We start from the raw sequence: 17,812 nt of genomic DNA on the forward strand, positions 1-17,812 counted from the left end.
CCGCCGCCGCTGCAACGTCATCTTCGCGATGCTCCGCGACGGCACCTACTACCAGCCCCCGACCACCGCCCCTACTCCCGAGCCGACCGCCCTCGCGGCTTGACTCAGAACATAGGGACACCCCCCCGGCGCCCCAGCAGCAGGGGTCCTGGGGTCAGGGTTCTCCTGCCGCACCTCCGGCCGCTGGTGGCGGCTATCCCGGTGCTGCGGGTGGCTACCCGGGTACCGCTGGTGGCTACCCGGGGGCGGCTGGCGCATCTGCCCCCGGGGTGGGCGCCGACGGGACGAACTGGCGGCGCGTGAAGATGCTGGGCATGCTGCTGCTGATCGGCGCCGCACTCATCCTGCTGATCCGGGGAGGGTCAAACCTGGCCGGGATCATCGGCGCCGAGGAGCAGGTGGCCGCGGACGCCGGTGGGGATCTCGGGGCTGTGGGTCTGGGCACGGGGCTCATCTCGATCCTGCTGAGCATCGCGAACTTCGTCGTGAGCCTGGCGGTGCTCGTCATCGGCGTCATCACGGCAATCATGGGGCGCGGTCGTGCCCGCCTGGGCGGGATCCTCGCCGCGGTGATCATCGTGCTCGCACCGATCCTGTTCTTCATCGGCACCTTCCTGATGGGCATGATCGGCGGGATCACCGGCATGATCGATCCCAATGTCGGGGTCACCGCGGGTGCACTGCGGGTCATCCTCGGCGTGGACCTGCTGCGTGTGCTGTTCGTGGCAGCCATGATCGGCCTGGGCGGCTGGTTCGCGCGCTCGACCGCGCAGAAGAACTTGTCGGCCTGATCGTCGCTGGCCGCAGCGCCAACCAGCACCTGAACGACGAGCGCCCCGGACCTCCCTGGTCCGGGGCGCTCGTCGTTCACGGGCCGATCAGCACCAGCTGCGTCCCATCGGTCACGAGGGCCCGCCCGTCCGGCAGCGGACGCAGCTCCGTGATCCCGCGCCCCACCTGCGCCTGCACACTCACCTCACCGCTATCAGCGTCGATCACGCGCAGTCGCTGGGCGCCGCGCGGGGTGAGGGGGCGGGTGCGCTCCAGGGGGTCGAGCACCACGGCGGTGCCGGCCGCGAGGCGTCCGCGCACGGGGGCGTCCGGGCTCGTCAGCGCCGCACTCCACAGGTCAGTGCCCTCCACGGTGTCGTAGGCGACGAGCTGACCGATGTCATTGGCGACCACCATGCGCACGGGGTCGATGCCGACGCGGGCGCGGAACGTCGCGGCCTGCTGGACGCCCTCCCCGCCGGGGGCCTGCCAGGCCGCGGCCTGTTCGGAGACGACCAGTTCACCGACCACATCAGTGCCCTGTTCGGTGCCCGTGGCGAGCACGCGGCCGCTCCCGATCAGCACCTCCCAGTCCCCGCCCGGGGAGGCCTTGGATTCCCACAGCACCGTCCCGTCGGCGTGGGCGCGGGCGATCAGGGCGCCGTCCTGCTCGGTGCAGACGGTGAGGACCTGCCAGGGGTGGGCGGGGCCGGTGAGGGCGTCGCCGGTTCCGGGCGGGGCGGTGGTCACGGCGATGCGGCAGGTCTCCTCGGGGCGCGTGAGCACCTCCCCGAGGGGGAAGCCGGTGCTCGGATCCAGCTGCAGCCAGCCCTGCGCGGGGTCGAAGTGCAGTGGGATCGTCGGCAGCAGACCTGTGGTGCGCAGGGCGTCGAGCAGATCGGGCGGTGTCTCGGGGCGGGCGGGCAGCAGGGTCTCGGCCGGGTCGGGGCCGCGCGCGTCCTCGAGGTCGGCGGCGGCGGTGGTCCAGACAGGCTTCTCGCTGCCGTCGGAAAGGTCGTAGCCGTGCAGGTAGCAGCCTGCTTCCTCGCACTTCCGCATCACCAGCCAGGTGCCGTCGAAGGCGAGGGGGATGCCGGGCACAGAGGTCGTGGGCGGGGTGCCGTCGGGGCTGGAGAGCGTGGGATCCAGCAGGTGCAGAGTCGTGGTCTCCCCCGTGACCTCCACGAGACGCTGCCCATCGGCCGTGACGGCGATGGTCGCGCCGGGGGCAGTGGCGACCCGGCGCACCCCGAGATCGTCGATCAGCTCGACGGTTCCGTCGGCGCGGTGGATGAACGCTGGGGCATCGGGCGCCAGTGGGGTGCGCAGCTCGTCTCCGGCACTGAGCGGGTTGAGGCGGGCGATCGTGTGCGGTCCCAGGCCGGCCGGTCGCGCGGCGATCACGGCGGGGACAGTGAGGGCGAGCGCGAGGGTGAGCGCGAGGGCGAGGGCGAGGAAGCGGCCGATGCGGTGGCGTGCGAGGCGGGGCACGGCGAGCATCCCCGCCCCGGCGGCGGCGCCGGCGAGGATCCCGGCGGTCAGGCGCAGAGCCCCGATCAGCAGGTGCGCCCCGAGCATCGCGCTGATCCCGGCGAGCGCGGCGAGCACCACCGCGATGCCCAGGGCGATCAGGGGGTCACGGTCCTCTGTGGACGTCACCGCGACTCACCGGGGGCTGCCGTAGTAGGCGCCGGTGCGCTCCTCGCGCAGCTGCTCGAAGCTGCCTTCAGCGATGCTGGCGCGGATCTCATCGACCAGCCGCACCACGAAGCGTTCGTTGTGGATGGTGCACAGCGTGGAGGAGAGCATCTCCTTGGCGCGGAACAGGTGGTGGATGTACGCGGCGGTGTAGTGGGTGCAGGTGTAGCAGTCGCAGGTCTCGTCGATCGGCGCGAACTGGCGGCGGTAGCGGGAGCCGGTGAGGTTCACCCGGCCCGTGCGGGTGTACACGGCGCTGTTGCGGGCCACGCGGGAGGGGGAGACACAGTCGAAGGTGTCTGCGCCCGCGGCGATCGCGACGAACAGGTCATCGACCTCGCTGATGCCCAGCAGGTGGCGGGGCCGCTCCTCCGGCAGCTCGTCGGTCACCCAACCCACGATGGTGCCGAGGTTCTCCTTTTCGAGCGCCCCGCCGATGCCGAAGCCGTCGAACCGCTGCCCGTCGACGTCCATGGCGCCGAGGTCGCGGGCGGCCTGGCGGCGCAGGTCCTCGTACTGGGCGCCCTGGATCACGCCCCACAGCTGCTGGTAGGGGCGGTGGGTGCGCTCCGCGGTGAGGCGCTGATGCTCGGCCAGGCAGCGGATCGCCCACAGGCGTGTGCGCTCCAGGGCACGTTCCTGGTAGCCGCGGGAGTTCATGAGGGTGGTCAGCTCATCGAAGGCGAACATGATGTCCGCGCCCAGCCCATGCTGGATCTGCATGGAGATCTCGGGGGTGAAGCGGTGCACGTCGCCGTTGATGAAGGAGCGGAAGGTGACGCCGTCATCGTCCACGTGGGCCAGGCGCTCCTTGCCCGCGGCAACGTCATCGTCCTGACCGCTCGCGGTGCGCGCGGTCTTGCCGCCCGCGAACTCGCTGGAGAGGACCTTCTTGAAGCCCGCACCGAGGCTCATCACCTGAAAGCCGCCGGAGTCGGTGTAGGTGGGGCCGGGCCAGTTCATGAAGGCGCCCAGTCCCCCGGCGTCGTCGACGAGGTCGTGCCCGGGCTGGAGGTAGAGGTGGTAGGCGTTGGCCAGCAGCGCCTGGGCGCCCAGGTCCCGCATCGCCTCCGGCAGCACCGCCTTGACGGTCGCCTTCGTGCCGACGGGGATGAAGGCGGGGGTGGCGATCTGTCCGTGCGGGGTAGTGATCACGCCGGTGCGGGCCTTCTGCCCGGCACGCGCGGTGATGGTGAACCCGGTGTCCGCGGGGAGGCTCGAGGAGGGGGCCGACGACGCGGCCGACGGGGTGGGGGCGGGGCGCTGATCACTCACGTTCCCATGGTCCCATGCTGAGCCGATCCACTAGGATCCCGGGAGCGCCACGGGGCTTCCGGGTGCACGGGTCCGGCCCCGGGCCCGCCGCGAGGAAGGGGTTCACGATCAGCTCGCCCAGCGGTCCCTCGCGCCCCGGCCCGGATCCCGCTGATCCGTGGCAGCAGGAGCCCGAGCTTCCCGCGGATTCCCTGGAGGACTGGACGCAGGAGCCCGCCCCGGAGCTGGCAGACACGTCCGACCGGGTATCCCCGCGCTCTGAGCTGACTGCCTGGCTGACCGAGCCCGCGCCGCGCGCCACCTCGAGCCTGGAGGACTGGCTGCAGGGCCCCGTTGAGGCGCATGTGGAGCAGGAGGCGGAGGACGCCTGGTCCACGGCCGATGCGATCACCGGCACCTGGCGCGATACGGAGCGAGGTCGCACGGAGACACCCGCCGTCGGCACCGAGACGCCTGCGGCAGGCACCGCAGCGCTCACAGCGGCGACCGCCGCCGTCGCCACCGCGGCGCCGACCGCTGACGGAAGCCCCGCGGTCCCCGAGCATCCGCCCGGCACGGCCCCGTCGGCCCCGGCCACTCCCCCGCAGCCCTCCCGGCGTGCGTTCCGCCGGGAGCTGCATGGGCTGCGGGCCCTCGCCCTGCTGCTGGTGGCGGTGTATCACATCTGGCTGGGGCGGGTCTCCGGCGGGGTGGATGTGTTCCTGTTCCTCTCCGCCTTCCTGCTGACCGGAACGTTCGTGCGGCGTCTGGAGGGCGGGCGGCCGCTCGCGGTGCCGCGCTACTGGCTGCACACCTTCAAACGTCTGCTGCCGCCGGCGGCCCTGGTGATCCTGCTGTCCCTCGCGGCGACGGCCGCGCTGCTGCCCCCGTCGCAATGGGCGACGGTGATGCGACAGGCCGTGGCATCGGTGACGTACGTGCAGAACATTGCGCTGGTGGCCGCGGAAGTGGACTATCAGGCGCGGGATGCGAGCTCCGCGCCGCTACTGCAGCATTTCTGGTCGCTGAGCATGCAGGGGCAGGTATTCGTGGTGTGGCCGCTGCTGTTCTACGCGGTGGCGCGCCGAGCCCGCTCCGGCAGACCCGTCCGGGGGCCGCTCGCGATGCTGTTCACGCTGATCGGCGCCGCCTCTCTCGCCTGGTCGATCCACTCCACGCAGACCCAGCAGCAGGTCGCCTACTTCGACACCAACGCGCGGCTGTGGGAGTTCGCTGCCGGGTCACTGCTCGCGCTCGCCCTGCCGTGGCTGGACCGGGTCACAGGGGCGCGGCGCCCCGAGGATGGTGCGGCCCCGCGGTACGGAGCGCTGCGGGCTCTGATCGGCTGGGCGGGGATCGCAGCGCTGCTGGCCTGCGGGATCGTCGTGGACGTCTCGGGGTCTTTCCCTGGCTGGATCGCGCTGTGGCCGCTCGGTGCCGCAGGCGCCGTGGTGCTCGCCGGGTATTCGGGGCGACGCTGGGGCGCCGATGCCCTGCTGTCCACGCGCCCGGCCGCGGTGATCGGCGATATCTCCTACGCGCTGTACCTGGTGCACTGGCCGCTCCTGGTGCTGTGGCTGCACCACAGCGATCAGGAGCGGGCGGGACTGGCCGACGGGCTCGCGGTGCTCGCCGTGTCGCTGGTCCTGGCCTGGCTGATCACCCGCGCGGTGGACTCGCCGGTGCGTCGCTCCCGCTGGCTCGAGGCCCGGGCCTGGCGATCCCTCACCGCGGTGGCGGCGAGCATCGCTCTGGTGGTCGGGGCGAGCGGCGCCTGGTGGACGCTGCTGACCCGCGACAGCACGGAGACCGAGGAGCCGGGAGTGGCGGAGCCCACCCTTACGCTGCCCACCGATGAGGTGCCGACCTCCGCCCCGCCGCAGCTGCAGCCCAAGGGCTGGGAGCTCGACAAGCAGTGGCCGAACCTCCCGCATCGATGCGGCGGGCCGTGGAAGCCGGAGGAGCCCTTCAACCACGTCACCTGCCAGCAGCTGCTGCCCGGGGATGCGAGCGCCGAACGGACGATTGTGGTGGTGGGCAGCTCCCATTCGCGCCAGCAGATTCCCGCGATGCGCGCCTGGGCGGAGGAGAACGACACCCAGATCGTGAACCTGTCGATGGATGGCTGCTGGCTGCACGCGGGGGTGGCGCCCGATGACTACTGCGCCGGCTACGAGCAGTACGTGTATGACTACCTGGACCGGGTGGAGCCGGATCTGGTGGTCGCGACGGTCACGCGGGCGCTGCAGAGCCCGGAGGATCCGGAGTTCATGCCAGGTAGCACCGAGGTGGCGGTGCAGAACATCCTGGATCGCGGCATCGATGTCGTGGCGGTGCGCGACAACCCCAAGTGGGCAAAGGACCAGTACGAGTGCGCGGAGGCCGTGATCGAGGACGGCGGTACCCCGGAGGATGCCAATGATGAGTGCGGCGCCGATGTGGAGGACAAGCTGCTACCGGAGAACCCCGCTCAGCAGCTCGCTGAGCTGGAGGGGGCCGACGGGGCCGGGGTGACGCTCGTGGACCACACGGAGGCGTTCTGCCCCGACGGGCGGTGCGCGCCGATCCTCGGGGAGATCTACGTCTACATGGACGACGGGCACCTGACGAAGGATTTCGTGCGCGCGGTGCTCACCCCGACGATGACCGAGATGCTCGAGGAACTGGAGCGCGAGGGCGCGATATAAGAACCGCGCCCGGAGTCCGCCGATGGGCGGTCCGGACGCGGCTCTGGCGTCAAAGGCTGTGCGCCGGTCAGGCGGTGGGGCCGGGCTCCTGCTCCTGCGGGCGCTGCACTGGGACGGCCTGGCCCGGTTCGGGCAGCGGCAGCACGGAGGGGTCCCAGCTCTTGCCTGCCTCGTGGGCGGGCATGCCGGTGCCGTCGTCGGTATCGGAGCCGCGGGGCTTGCCGTACTGGATCTCCTTCATCCGCTCGAGCGTCTCCTCCATGAGCACCCGGTTGGTGCGCTGCAGGTCCGCGATGATCATCAGCACGAAGCTGAGGAAGGAGAGCGTGAGCAGCGTGGTACCGAACAGCAGGGACTGCACGCGGCCGCCGCTGTCGCCCAGCAAGAAGTAGATGAAGAAGCGGACGAAGGGAATCAGGCCCAGCACGCCGGTGACCGTGCCGAGCCATCCGAGCACCGCATGCGGCTTGAACATCAGGTACGCGCGGATGATCGCGGTGCCCGACTTCGCCATGTGCTGGAAGATGTTCTTGAACAGCCGCGACTCGCGGGTCTTGGGGTTGGTGGTGATCGGCACCGAGGCGATGCGCAGGCGCTTGTTGCCGGCCTGGATGATCGTCTCCATGCAGTAGGAGAACTGGGTGACCACGTTCAGCTGCAGCAGCGACTGCTTGGAGTAGGCGCGGAAGCCGGAGGCGGCGTCGGGCAGCTTGGTCTCCGCCGCCATGTTCACCACCTGCGAGCCCACCTGCTGCATGAGCTTCTTGAACGGCGAGAAGTGCGCGATGGTCTTGGTCTGCCGGTCGGCGATGGCGATGTCCGCCTCCCCCGCCAGGACCGGGGCGACGAGGTCCGCGATGCGCTCCTGCTTGTACTGGTTGTCCCCATCGGTGTTCACCACGATGTCCGCGCCGTGGGCGAGGGCGTAGTCCACGCCGTCACGGAAGGAGCGGGCCAGGCCCATGTTGCGAGTGTGCCGCACGAAGTGCCGCACCCCGTGCGCACGGGCCACCTCGACGGTGCGGTCCGTCGAACCGTCATCGATCACGAGGATCTCCACGGAGTCCACCCCGGGAAGCTCCCGCGGGATGGTGTCCAGCACCATCGGGAGGGTCTCCTCCTCATTGAGGCAGGGGATCTGTACGAAGACTTTCATGGGCACCTTGCAATCATCGGCCGGACGCGCACCGCGCGCCCGGGGCGGGCTCATCGCACCGGAGTGCAGTGCGACCTAGGGTACTGACAGCGACCATCGGTATCCGGACGGTCACCACGGGGGAACTCGGCGTTTCCTGACACTTCACCTGCTGGACACCTCGGGGTGTGGGGCAGGTCGCATCTCGTGCTTTCGCGCGTGCAAAAGGAAGAACAGCAGGTCGAGGCCAAGCGTCCACAGTCGCATTATCACTGTGATCACAAGTGCGATCGACGGAGGGAGAATTATTCCCAACAAGACCAACTGGATGCCCTCCCGAACGCCGATACCACCAGGCGCAAAAATTGCGATCATGCTCGCTGCACTGGCCAAGCAACTCGCGCCCATCACGAAGAAGATCGACTCGTACGGCAACTCCGGATAGACGCTCTTGGCAATGAAGAACAGCGACAACCCAGTGAACAGAACGCCTATGGAGTACATTCCGACCCCGCCGACGACGAGGCGCATATTGACGTAGTGTTCCCTCGGGAACTGCTTGCGCTTTACGAGCCGATACGCGAGGGCGACGAGCCGGTTGAACACCGGCGGTGCGATCGCCACCAGAGACGCGATGGCAGCAAGTGCGAGCAAGAGGCGGAAGCTGCTCCCCAGCACACGAGTCTGCGGAGAGAGCAGGATCATCACCACGGCAAAGAGCATCTGCACGACGATCTGGAGCAAGCCCTCGAGCAGTGAGCTCACCGCCAGCTTGTTCTTGGAGATCCCATGCTGTGCGGCGAAGTAAATCTTTCCGAGGATCCACGGGGCGGTTCCCGGAATGTAACGTCCCATCCATGATTTCGCGTAGACGTTGAGCAGCGCTCGGCCCCAACGAACATCGCGCGCTCCGAGAGTCCGGAGAATCGAGATCCACACGAACGCACTCCAGTACCGGAACATCATGCCCAGCACGCATGCGATCAAAAAGTACATCGGTGCGATCCGAATTTCGCTGAGCTGCGTGTAGTCGATCGACCTCAGATACAAGACGAGGAATATAGCCAGGAGGACATAGAAGAGTATCGCAAAGGTCTTCTTCGGAAGCCTTCTCGCCAAGTTCGCGAGCTTATGCATCGACACGCCCGAACGCCTTGCGCACGGAGTCGCGCAGGCGATCCGTGGACCCCTCAATCTCCCTCCGCACCCTTCGCGAGTCCCGGTCCAGGCTGTCCAGCAGCGCGAAAAACCTCTCGTAGTAGTCATCGTCCAGCAGGAATTCAATCGGGATCGCGAACGCTTCCTGACCGATCTGATCGAAGAAGACACGCCCCTTGTCTACGTAGTAGATATTCAGCGAAGGAACACCCGAACTGACACCGATGATGTTTGAGTGCAGACGGAAACCCACCATCATGCGGGCCGCGGAGATCACCGAGCGCAACTCAGCCGCAGACAGGATGTCGCGCTCCAGTACCTTCATGACGCCCGTGCCGCTAAACCCGTCTGCGATTCGACGGCAGAGCTCAGTGTCGCCTTCCTCCATGTGCATGGGAACCAAGAGGACGTTGGTGCCATACCTCTCAGCAATCTGCGAGACCAGCTCCACCACGCGACGGACGTAGGTGTCGAACTCCTCTGTCCTACGACTGGAGTCCCGTCCAAGCGCAGTCAACAGCTTTTTCTTGTACTTGAACGGAATCAGCCCGCTCTGCTTATAGTGGAACCACTCGCGGGGCGCCACGCAGACGAAGTTCTCCAGAAACTCCGGGTCGATCTCGAACTGAGCCTCAAGCTTCCGCACGAGGTGCACGTCGGGCCTTCTGGGGATCGGGAGCACCGCAGGGTCCGATGATGCGATTACTCGATCACCGGGGGCACCCCAGTCGATGAGCTTTCGCCGCGATTCCTCGTCACGGACGATGAACAGCCGGCACCTGCCGACCACAAAACGGATCAGCCGCTTGCTGGAGATCGAACGTGTCGGACCGATCCCCTGATACGCGCCATAGATGTTCGGGTTGAAGAGCGAGATGATAGCGATCTTGAGGCACCAGTACCACAGTGCCATCTTGTTCGTGTAATCCTTGAGAATCTCGCCGCCACCCCAAAACACTGCATCACTCTGGCGCGCTATGCGCGCGAGCCGCAGCAAATCAAGTGGATTCAAGGACTGAAAATCCATGTCCAGGAATTTTATCCCATACCACGCTTCATCTCTCTCCGGATACTGAGAGATGCCTAGGATCCGTGAGTTCGGGAAACGCTCACGGATGAGCTCAATGTTACCTTCGGCTATTGCGCGGTCCCCGCGATTCTTCGCGAGGTCGCTATTTATCAGAAGGATCTTCATGGGCTCTTTAGTCACCGTTCGCCTCCAGGCAGAAGGAATCGTTCGAAGAAGTCGAGATGGCGCCGGGCAATGGCGGACCATTCGAACTGGAGCGCGGTACGCCGCGCCGCCGCCCCCATGGATATGCGCGAATCCTCCGGAAGGGCCAGCGCTCGCTCGATCGCAGCTGCCAGCGCTTCCGGGTCTCGTTGTGGAATCAGGTACCCATCTACTCCGTCGGTGAGGACGTCGTCGGCGCCGCTCACGTCAGTCGCGATGCAGATCCTGCCGTAGGCCAGCCCCTCCATGAGAACGACGGGCAACCCCTCGGCGTCACCGCCGTCCGTGATTATCGAGGGAAGGACGACTAAGTCGGCCGCGCGGAGAACTCGGTCCTTCTCCTTCCCCGTGGTGTATCCGAGGAAAGTGACTCGGTCCGAGATGCCCAACCTCGCAGCGAGTCCCTCAAGCTCTCCCCGGAGCGGACCGTCTCCCGCGACCAGTAGGCTCGCGTCGCACTTCGGAGCCACCCGAGACATCGCGTGCAGGAGGTGATCGACGCCCTTCTTCTCCGCCAGACGTCCCAGGAACAAGACCACCGGCCCCTGGGGGAGATCGAATTGTTGACGCAGGTCGTCGGCCCCAGCAAAGTCCTGTCCGGGGAGGGCGACGCCCATCGGAATGATTTCCGAAGAGTCGGAAGGGGGCTGCGCACCGGGGAGGAAGGCGGCCAGCTTTGCCATCGAACGTCGGCTGACAGCCGTCACTGCCCGGGCCCTCCGCGTCCCCCATCGCACCAGCATCCGGCCCAGGATGGGTACGTTGTGCCACACGTCGACGTCTGCGGCATGTGTGGTGAAGACGAAGGGGACTCCCGTGAGTACGGACACCGCGCAGGCACACAGCGCTTGCGGAGTGAACCAATGTGCGTAGATGACATCGGGGGACAGAGTCCTGGTCAAACGAAGCAGGGCGATGAACTCCCCGAGGAAGAGCCCGGGCACGAGCAAGTACCGCAGCGGCTTCTCGCGGAGCGCCGGGAGGATGCCTCGCCCCGTCAGCGCTTCCCACCCGTGCGGCCACGCATAGTGAAATCGGCGCTCGGTGTAGTGCTCGTGCTCGACGTGGCTCCGCGTCCTCGTGTACCTATCGTGAGGGGCGAGCACCGTGAACTCGATGCCCGGTTCACACTCCTTCATGGCGATCACCTGGTCCCGGACGAATCCAGGAACGGGGTCGCCAGGGTCGGCAGGGAATGTCGAGGCGACGACGAGAACGCGCCGCAGCGCCGAGCGACGATCACCTGCGCTCTGCGCTGTGAAATCCGCCTGCTGGCTCATCGCCCTCCCTTGACCGCACGTATGGCATGCGGGAGCATGCTACCCGGCCTCCCACCACTCGACTCCAGCTGGCTGAGCCGTTCCGTCTCATCCATGTCCAGGAGATCTTCCCGTCTCATCCGATTGGTATGGTCTCCGGTCGTACACTGGACGCAGCACCTCTCGACAGGGGCGCCCACAGGCGCGATGGGATCTCAATGACCACACTGGCTAGCGGCGAGGTCCGCGGCGCCACGATCGAAGACAAGCCCGACAAGATCGTCGATCCAGCTCCTCTCTCGGACCGACTGCCCCCTGCCGCCGGCCCGTTCTGGACCGTCACAGCGGTCGTCTCCGTGGCAGTGCTTCTGGCGGTCAACGTCACGGTCTCCCGTACTGCGGTCGCTCCGAGGACTCCCTGGGACGAGATCGTGCCGTTGCAGATGGCGAGAGAACTTGCCGGGCAAGGTCCGGTATCGCAGATGTCGGGGGCGGGCTACTTCCCGGGATGGGCGATCCTCCTCACTCCGATCTGGTGGTTCACACAGGATCCGGCCGCCGTCTACACGGCCAGTATCGGCGTCGTCATCGCACTCGCGATGGTCACGGTACTTCCCTTGATGCAAATCGCCCGGCTGCTCGGCCTGCCGACGGCCCAGGCGGTGACCGCCGCGGCCCTCACCCTGTCCGTTCCTGCTCGCACCGTCAACGCCGACTACGTCCTCGCTGAGAACCTCTTGGCGCTGCTGGTCGCCTGTTCGGCGCTGGCGGCCTTCCGGCTGTGGCAGCGCCCGTCTCCGCTCACGCTCTTTCTCTTCATCCTCGCCGTGACTGCGGCGTACCTGACGCATGCGCGCGCACTTGCCGTCGTCCTCGCCGCTGCCGTGTGGCTGCTGCTGTTCGCCTTGCGCGACTGGCGGGTCACGGTCGGTGGAGCCGCGCTGCTGGTCGGCGGCTATTGGCTGGTCAAACTGTTGGTGGCTGAGATCACGATCCCCATACTGCTGTCGGGATTCGGGCAGGGCGAACTGCTCGGCGACAAGCTCGAGAATCTCGCCCCTGGCCCGTTCCTCCGAGTCGCCTTCGCGCAGGCGTGGGGGCAATTCGCGGGCTCCTTCGGCGTCACCGCCCTCGGACTCGTCGTCCTCGCCTTCTTCGTCTGGCGGGAGCTGCGCACGCTGCGTGTGGGCCCATACGGCTTCATGGCGGGGCTGTTGTTCGTCGCCTCCGCCGTCTCGGTGATCGCCTGGTCGAACGCGGGGCCGCAGGAACGTTTCGACGCCCAGGTATATACCCGCTATATCGACCCGTTCGCAGTGCTTGCGATGCTCTTGGGAGTAGTCGCCCTTCTGCGTACGGTGCGCCGACCGCTCCTGCTTGCCGCAGTCGGGCTGGTCCTTGCCGACACGGCAGTGGTGCTGTTCAAGGTAGCGCCTTGGGCGAACACCTGGGGCACGATGTACGGGCCCGCGAACTCCGCCGCGATATTGGCGTGGGCTCCCCTGCGACCGTCCGATCCTTTCCCGCACCCTCTGATCCCGGCGCCGGGGAATGCGAACGAGCTCTGGTTCTGGGCAAGCCTCTGCCTGGTTTCCGGCGTGCTTGTGATGCTCGCAGTCCGCACCCGACCCCGCGTTCTCGCGATCCTCATGCTGATCTCGTTCGCCGTGCTCTCCCTCTTCGCGAATCCCTCCCAGTCGCGAGACTTTCCGGCGCCGTTCACGGAAGCCCTGGAGTCAGCCGAGGACACCGCAGGAGCCCCGGAGGGATCGCTGTCTGTCGACCTGGACATGGAGTGTCACGGACCTGCGCTGACCCACCACCAGGTGACGAACTGGTCCGGTTTCTGGCTCTCGCCCCGAGAAGTGGAGACCATCGATCCTCGCCGAGGCGAGAGCTACGACTCCGACATCGTCATCGCCTGCGGCGACTGGCCGAGAGGACAGGAGATGGGGGCGGAGGCCATCGCGGGATCCGGGTACTACACGTACAAGGTGTGGGTCCTCCCAGGTGAGCTGCAGGACGAACTCGAGGAGGCCGGGCTCCTGGTCGAGTGACCGCGGCCCGCGCAGGGCCCGAGGACTCCGCCGACCACGTCGGCCCCGGATCGCGGACCGCGGGCCCGATCCGAGGGCACCCGGACGTCACCTCGGTGAGGCCGCCTCATCACCCTGGGAGTGCGCCACAGCACTGACCAGCCGTGGAGGGCGTTTCGGGCCGGGACCCGCGACCACCGGTTACCATCGACGACATGCGAATCACCACCGTGGGATGCGGGTACCTGGGCGCGGTCTACGCCGCGTCGATGGCGTCGATCGGGCATGAGGTCCTAGGCCTGGATGTCGACCAGAAGAAGATCGATAACCTCGCGGCGGGGATCCCGCCGTTCCACGAGCCCGGCTTCGACGAGCTGCTGCGCGAGGCTCTGGACACCGGGAGGCTGACCTTCTCCACCGACTACTCCCTGGCCGCGGACTACGAGGCGCATGTGATCTGCGTGGGCACCCCCCAGCAGGTGGACTCCGCCCGCGCAGACCTCACCTATGTGCATGCCGCCGTGGACTCCCTGATCCCGCATCTGCAGGACCATCACGTGGTGCTGGGCCGCTCCACAGTGCCCGTCGGCACTGCGGAGGCTCTGGTTCAGCGGCTGCGCGACGCCGGGGTGAAGTCCCCGCTGGCGTGGAACCCGGAGTTCCTGCGGGAGGGTTTCGCGATCGAGGACACCCTGCGCCCGGATCGCATCGTGTACGGCCTGCCGGAGGACCCGGCGGAGGCCGCGCGGGCCCGCAAGGTGCTCGATGGGATGTACGCCACGATGCTGGAGGCCGATACCCCGCTGGTGGTGGGCAACTACGCCACCGCCGAGCTGGTGAAGGTCTCCGCCAACTCCTTCCTGGCCACCAAGATCTCCTTCATCAACGCGGTCGCGGAGGTGTGCGAGGCCACCGGCGCAGACGTGTCCGTGATCGCGGAGGCAATCGGTCTGGATGACCGGATCGGCCCGAAGTTCCTGCGCGCCGGCATCGGTTTCGGCGGCGGCTGCCTGCCCAAGGACATCCGCGCCTTCATGGCCCGCGCCGGTGAGCTGGGCGTCACCGAGGCCCTCGCCTTCCTGCGCGAGGTGGACCATGTGAACAACCGCCGCCGCGACCACGTGGTGAACATGACCCGCAAGGCCCTGGGCGGTTCCTTCACCGATAAGCGCATCGCGGTGCTGGGCGCTGCGTTCAAGCCCAACTCCGATGACACCCGCCAGTCCCCCGCGCTGTACATCGCCTCGAAGCTCTCCGGGCGCGGCGCGGATGTGGTGGTCACCGATCCGGCGGCGAACTCCCGCGTGCACGCCGAGCGGCCGAACCTCGCCGTGGCGGAGGACGCCTACGCGGCAGCGACCGGCGCCGATGTGGTGCTGCTGCTGACCGAGTGGGATGAGTTCAAGCAGCTGGACCCGGTGAAGCTGCGCGAGGTGGTGGGCACCCCCCACATGATCGACGGCCGCAATGTGCTGGATCCGGCGCAGTGGCGTGAGGCCGGCTGGACCTACCAGTCCATGGGTCGCCCCTGATCGCTCCCGCGCTGTTGACCTGAGCAGTCGCCCCGTCCGGCCCCTGTGCCGGGCGGGGTTTGCTTGAATAGCAGGATGACCCACACCGCCCCCGCCCCGTCCGCTGCCGCCCGCGAGAACGCCCTGGACCTGGGTGCCTTCGTCACGGCATCCCCGTCGAGCTTCCACGCCGTGCGCGAGAGCGCCCGCCGCCTCGAGCAGGCCGGGTTCACGCGCCTGGAGGAGACGGAGCACTGGGAGCGCGACGATGTGGCCGGGAACCGCTTCGTGGAGCGCGATGGGGCGATCCTCGCCTGGTCCGCGCCCGAGGGCGCCGATGCCCGCTCGCCGTTTCGCATCGTCGGCTCGCACACCGACTCCCCGGCGCTGAAGCTCAAGCCCAACCCGCAGCTGGGCGCGGAAGGCTTCGCCCAGGTGGGCGTCGAGATCTACGGCGGGCCTCTGCTGAACTCCTGGCTGGACCGGGAGCTGCGGATGGCCGGGCGCCTCACCCTGCGCGATGGCCGCAGCGTCCTGGTGGACACCCCCGGGCTGCTGCGTGTGCCGCAGCTGGCGGTGCACCTGGACCGCGCGGTGAACAAGGAGGGCCTGGCCCTGGATCCGCAGCGGCACATGCAGCCGATCATCGGCCTCGGCGAGGTGGATGTCCTCACGGTGCTGGCCGAGCATGCGGACGTGGAGCCCGTGGAGATCGTCGGCATGGATGTGGTGACGGTTGATGCGCAGTCCCCCGCCCTGTTCGGCGCCCGCGAGGAGCTGCTGGCCTCCGCCCGCCTGGACAACCTCTCCTCCGTCCACGCAGAGGTGCAGGCCCTGATCGCCCTCGCCTCCGGTGAGCGGGAGGAGCCGGCCGCGGGCGGTCCCGCCCCGATCGCGCTGATGATCGCGAATGACCACGAGGAGGTGGGTTCGGCCACGCGGTCCGGTGCCGGTGGCCCGTTCCTCGAGGATGCGCTCGTGCGGATCCATGCGGCGCTCGGCGGGGATGACGTCTCGCGCCGCGAGGTGATGGCTTCCTCGCTCGTGCTCTCGGCCGATGCCGGGCATGCCGCCCACCCCAACTACCCTGAGCGGCACGACCCGGTGACCCGGCCGCGGCTCGGCGCGGGGCCGATGCTGAAGATCAACGCCCAGCAGCGGTATGCGACCGATGCCGTGGGCATCGCGGCCTTCACTGCCGCGTGCGAGCGCGCCGAGGTGCCGCTGCAGCATTTCGTGTCCAACAATGCGATGCCCTGCGGCTCCACCATCGGCCCCATCACCGCGACGCGCCTGGGCATGACCACGATCGATGTGGGGATCACGCTGCTGTCGATGCATTCGGCCCGGGAGATGTGCGCGGCCGTGGATCCGCTGTTGCTGCAGCGCTCATGCGTCGCGTTCCTGGCGGGCTGAGAACCGCCCCGCTCCTTCGGCGATGACACCTGCCACCACCCCGGCATCCGCCCCTGCCCGATTCCGCCCCGAGCTGCATGGGCTGCGCGGCCTCGCCATCGGCCTGGTGGTCCTCTACCACGTATTCGCCGATCGGGTCTCCGGCGGCGTGGACGTGTTCCTGTTCCTCTCAGCGTTCCTGCTGGTCGGCACGTTCATGCGGCGCGCCGACGCCGGGGAGCCGATGCGCCCGGCCGCGTACTGGGCCCGGGCCTTCAAACGTCTGCTGCCACCTGCCGCGGTGACGGTGCTGCTCACGCTGCTGGCGGTACGGCTGCTGCTGCCGGCCGAGCGGTGGATGCCCGCGATCACCGATGCCTTCGGCTCCCTGCTGCAGGTGGAGAACTGGGTGCTGATCCACCGCGGCGTGGACTACTACGCCCCCGAGCAGTCCGGGGCGTCCCCCTTCCAGCACTTCTGGTCGCTATCCGTGCAGGGGCAGATCTTCCTGCTGTGGCCGCTGCTGATCGCACTCACGGTGACGATTGCCCGCGCCCTGGGCCGATCCGTGCGCACGGCGCTGGTGATCCTGTTCCTGCTGCTCCTGGTCCCATCGCTGACCTGGTCGATCCACTCCACCGCGACGCAGCAGACCATCGCGTACTTCGACACCGCCGCCCGCGCCTGGGAGTTCGCCGCCGGATCGCTGCTAGGGATCCTCCTACCGGCGTGGGAGCAGCGGCGCGCCACCGGCCGCCCTCGCGGACGGCACCGAGCGGTGCGACGTTCCCGGTCCGCACCCGCCGCCGTGATCGGCTGGTTCGGGCTCATCGCGCTCATCTCCTGCGGCCTGCTGCTGGACGTGCAGGGGGCCTTCCCCGGGTGGATCGCCGCCTGGCCGCTGGGCGCTGCGGCGCTCGTGCTGTGGGCTGGCCGCACAGGACATCGCTTCGGCCCGGATCGCTTCCTCTCCTCGGCGCCCCTGCGCTTCCTCGGTGACGTCTCCTATGCGCTCTACCTGGTGCACTGGCCGCTGCTGACCCTCCACCTGGCGCGCACGGGCGCGGAGCGCGCCGATCCGGTGACCGGCGCGGCGATCATCCTGCTGTCCCTGGTGCTGGCCTGGCTGCTAACACGCTTCGTGGACACGCCGTTCCGGCGCTGGCGGTGGGCGGGAGCACGGGCCCGCCGCTCCGGTCTGGTGGTGCTCAGTGTGCTCGTGCTCGCTCTGCTGCCGGTGCTCGGTGTGCAGCAGCAGCTGCTCGCCGCCCAGAGGGAGGCCCAGCAGGAGGCTGCCGCCACCCATCCGGGGGCCGACGTTCTTGCGCCGGACTGGCCCGGGGACCCTGACGCAATCGACCCGATGGTCGAGCCGCTGCCCACGGCGGCCCTGGTCTCCCGGGACTGGGTGCAGCTCGACGGGCCCTGCACCGGGCCGCTCACCCCCACGGATCCGAACCTCGCCGAGGACTGCCGGATGAGCGCGCCTGATCCGGCTGTGCCCGATGCACCGGTGCTGCTCGTGCTAGGGAATTCCCGCGCCCAGCGGGCTTGTCAATCCCTGTGTGTAAGGGGTGTGATGCGGGTTACAGGTAGGGTTCGATTCGTTCGGGGTAGACGAGGGCGAGTTGGCCGAGGGCGGCCTTCCAGTTCGTGGTTACCGATCCTTCGATG

General features: G+C 68.2%; 11 protein-coding genes and 1 pseudogene. 6 read left to right on the forward strand and 6 right to left on the reverse strand.

The window, feature by feature from the left end; translation table 11 throughout:
• The first annotated feature begins 269 nt into the window (after window positions 1–269).
• Complete coding sequence (locus MU407_RS11840; RefSeq protein ID WP_233190567.1) at window positions 270–791, forward strand: hypothetical protein; 522 nt, start codon at window positions 270–272, stop codon at window positions 789–791.
• A gap of 76 nt (window positions 792–867) precedes the next feature.
• Here MU407_RS11840 and MU407_RS11845 read toward each other — a convergent pair whose 3' ends face one another.
• Together MU407_RS11845 and tgt are read right to left on the reverse strand one after the other, a co-directional pair.
• Complete coding sequence (locus MU407_RS11845; protein ID WP_246957746.1) at window positions 868–2,430, reverse strand: PQQ-like beta-propeller repeat protein; 1,563 nt, start codon at window positions 2,428–2,430, stop codon at window positions 868–870.
• Between the two features lie 6 nt (window positions 2,431–2,436).
• A complete protein-coding gene (tgt, locus tag MU407_RS11850; RefSeq protein ID WP_102234998.1) occupies window positions 2,437–3,660 on the reverse strand; it encodes a tRNA guanosine(34) transglycosylase Tgt in 1,224 nt (407 codons plus the stop codon).
• 98 nt (window positions 3,661–3,758) lie between these two features.
• Here tgt and MU407_RS11855 point away from each other — a divergent pair, with 98 nt between their 5' ends.
• A complete protein-coding gene (locus MU407_RS11855) occupies window positions 3,759–6,410 on the forward strand; it encodes an acyltransferase family protein (protein WP_246957748.1) in 2,652 nt (883 codons plus the stop codon).
• Between the two features lie 67 nt (window positions 6,411–6,477).
• Here the strand turns inward: MU407_RS11855 and MU407_RS11860 are convergent, their stop codons facing one another.
• From MU407_RS11860 to MU407_RS11875, 4 genes are all read right to left on the reverse strand, one after another.
• Complete coding sequence (locus MU407_RS11860; RefSeq protein ID WP_246957750.1) at window positions 6,478–7,566, reverse strand: glycosyltransferase family 2 protein; 1,089 nt, start codon at window positions 7,564–7,566, stop codon at window positions 6,478–6,480.
• A gap of 144 nt (window positions 7,567–7,710) precedes the next feature.
• A complete protein-coding gene (locus MU407_RS11865; protein ID WP_246957758.1) occupies window positions 7,711–8,682 on the reverse strand; it encodes a lysylphosphatidylglycerol synthase transmembrane domain-containing protein in 972 nt (323 codons plus the stop codon).
• On the reverse strand, window positions 8,675–9,898 hold the full coding sequence (locus tag MU407_RS11870) for a polysaccharide pyruvyl transferase family protein (RefSeq protein ID WP_246957752.1): 1,224 nt from the start codon (window positions 9,896–9,898) through the stop codon (window positions 8,675–8,677). The genes MU407_RS11865 and MU407_RS11870 overlap by 8 nt, the downstream gene beginning before the upstream one ends.
• An 11-nt stretch (window positions 9,899–9,909) precedes the next feature.
• A complete protein-coding gene (locus MU407_RS11875) occupies window positions 9,910–11,217 on the reverse strand; it encodes a glycosyltransferase (protein ID WP_102234869.1) in 1,308 nt (435 codons plus the stop codon).
• 197 nt (window positions 11,218–11,414) lie between these two features.
• Here MU407_RS11875 and MU407_RS11880 point away from each other — a divergent pair, with 197 nt between their 5' ends.
• The 4 genes and pseudogenes from MU407_RS11880 to MU407_RS11895 form a co-directional block, all read left to right on the forward strand.
• Window positions 11,415–13,253: a hypothetical protein gene (locus MU407_RS11880; protein WP_146007678.1), complete on the forward strand. Its 1,839-nt coding sequence runs from the start codon at window positions 11,415–11,417 to the stop codon at window positions 13,251–13,253.
• 194 nt (window positions 13,254–13,447) lie between these two features.
• Window positions 13,448–14,764 (forward strand): UDP-glucose/GDP-mannose dehydrogenase family protein, encoded by a 1,317-nt coding sequence (locus MU407_RS11885; protein WP_246957754.1) that lies wholly within the window; start codon window positions 13,448–13,450, stop codon window positions 14,762–14,764.
• A 75-nt stretch (window positions 14,765–14,839) separates the two neighbouring features.
• On the forward strand, window positions 14,840–16,159 hold the full coding sequence (locus tag MU407_RS11890) for a M18 family aminopeptidase (protein WP_246957756.1): 1,320 nt from the start codon (window positions 14,840–14,842) through the stop codon (window positions 16,157–16,159).
• A gap of 22 nt (window positions 16,160–16,181) precedes the next feature.
• Window positions 16,182–17,216 (forward strand): annotated as a pseudogene (locus tag MU407_RS11895) (acyltransferase); the annotation flags it as partial.
• Between the last annotated feature and the right edge of the window lie 596 nt (window positions 17,217–17,812).

Source organism: Brachybacterium sp. Marseille-Q7125, assembly GCF_023062615.1.
Classification (GTDB): domain Bacteria; phylum Actinomycetota; class Actinomycetes; order Actinomycetales; family Dermabacteraceae; genus Brachybacterium.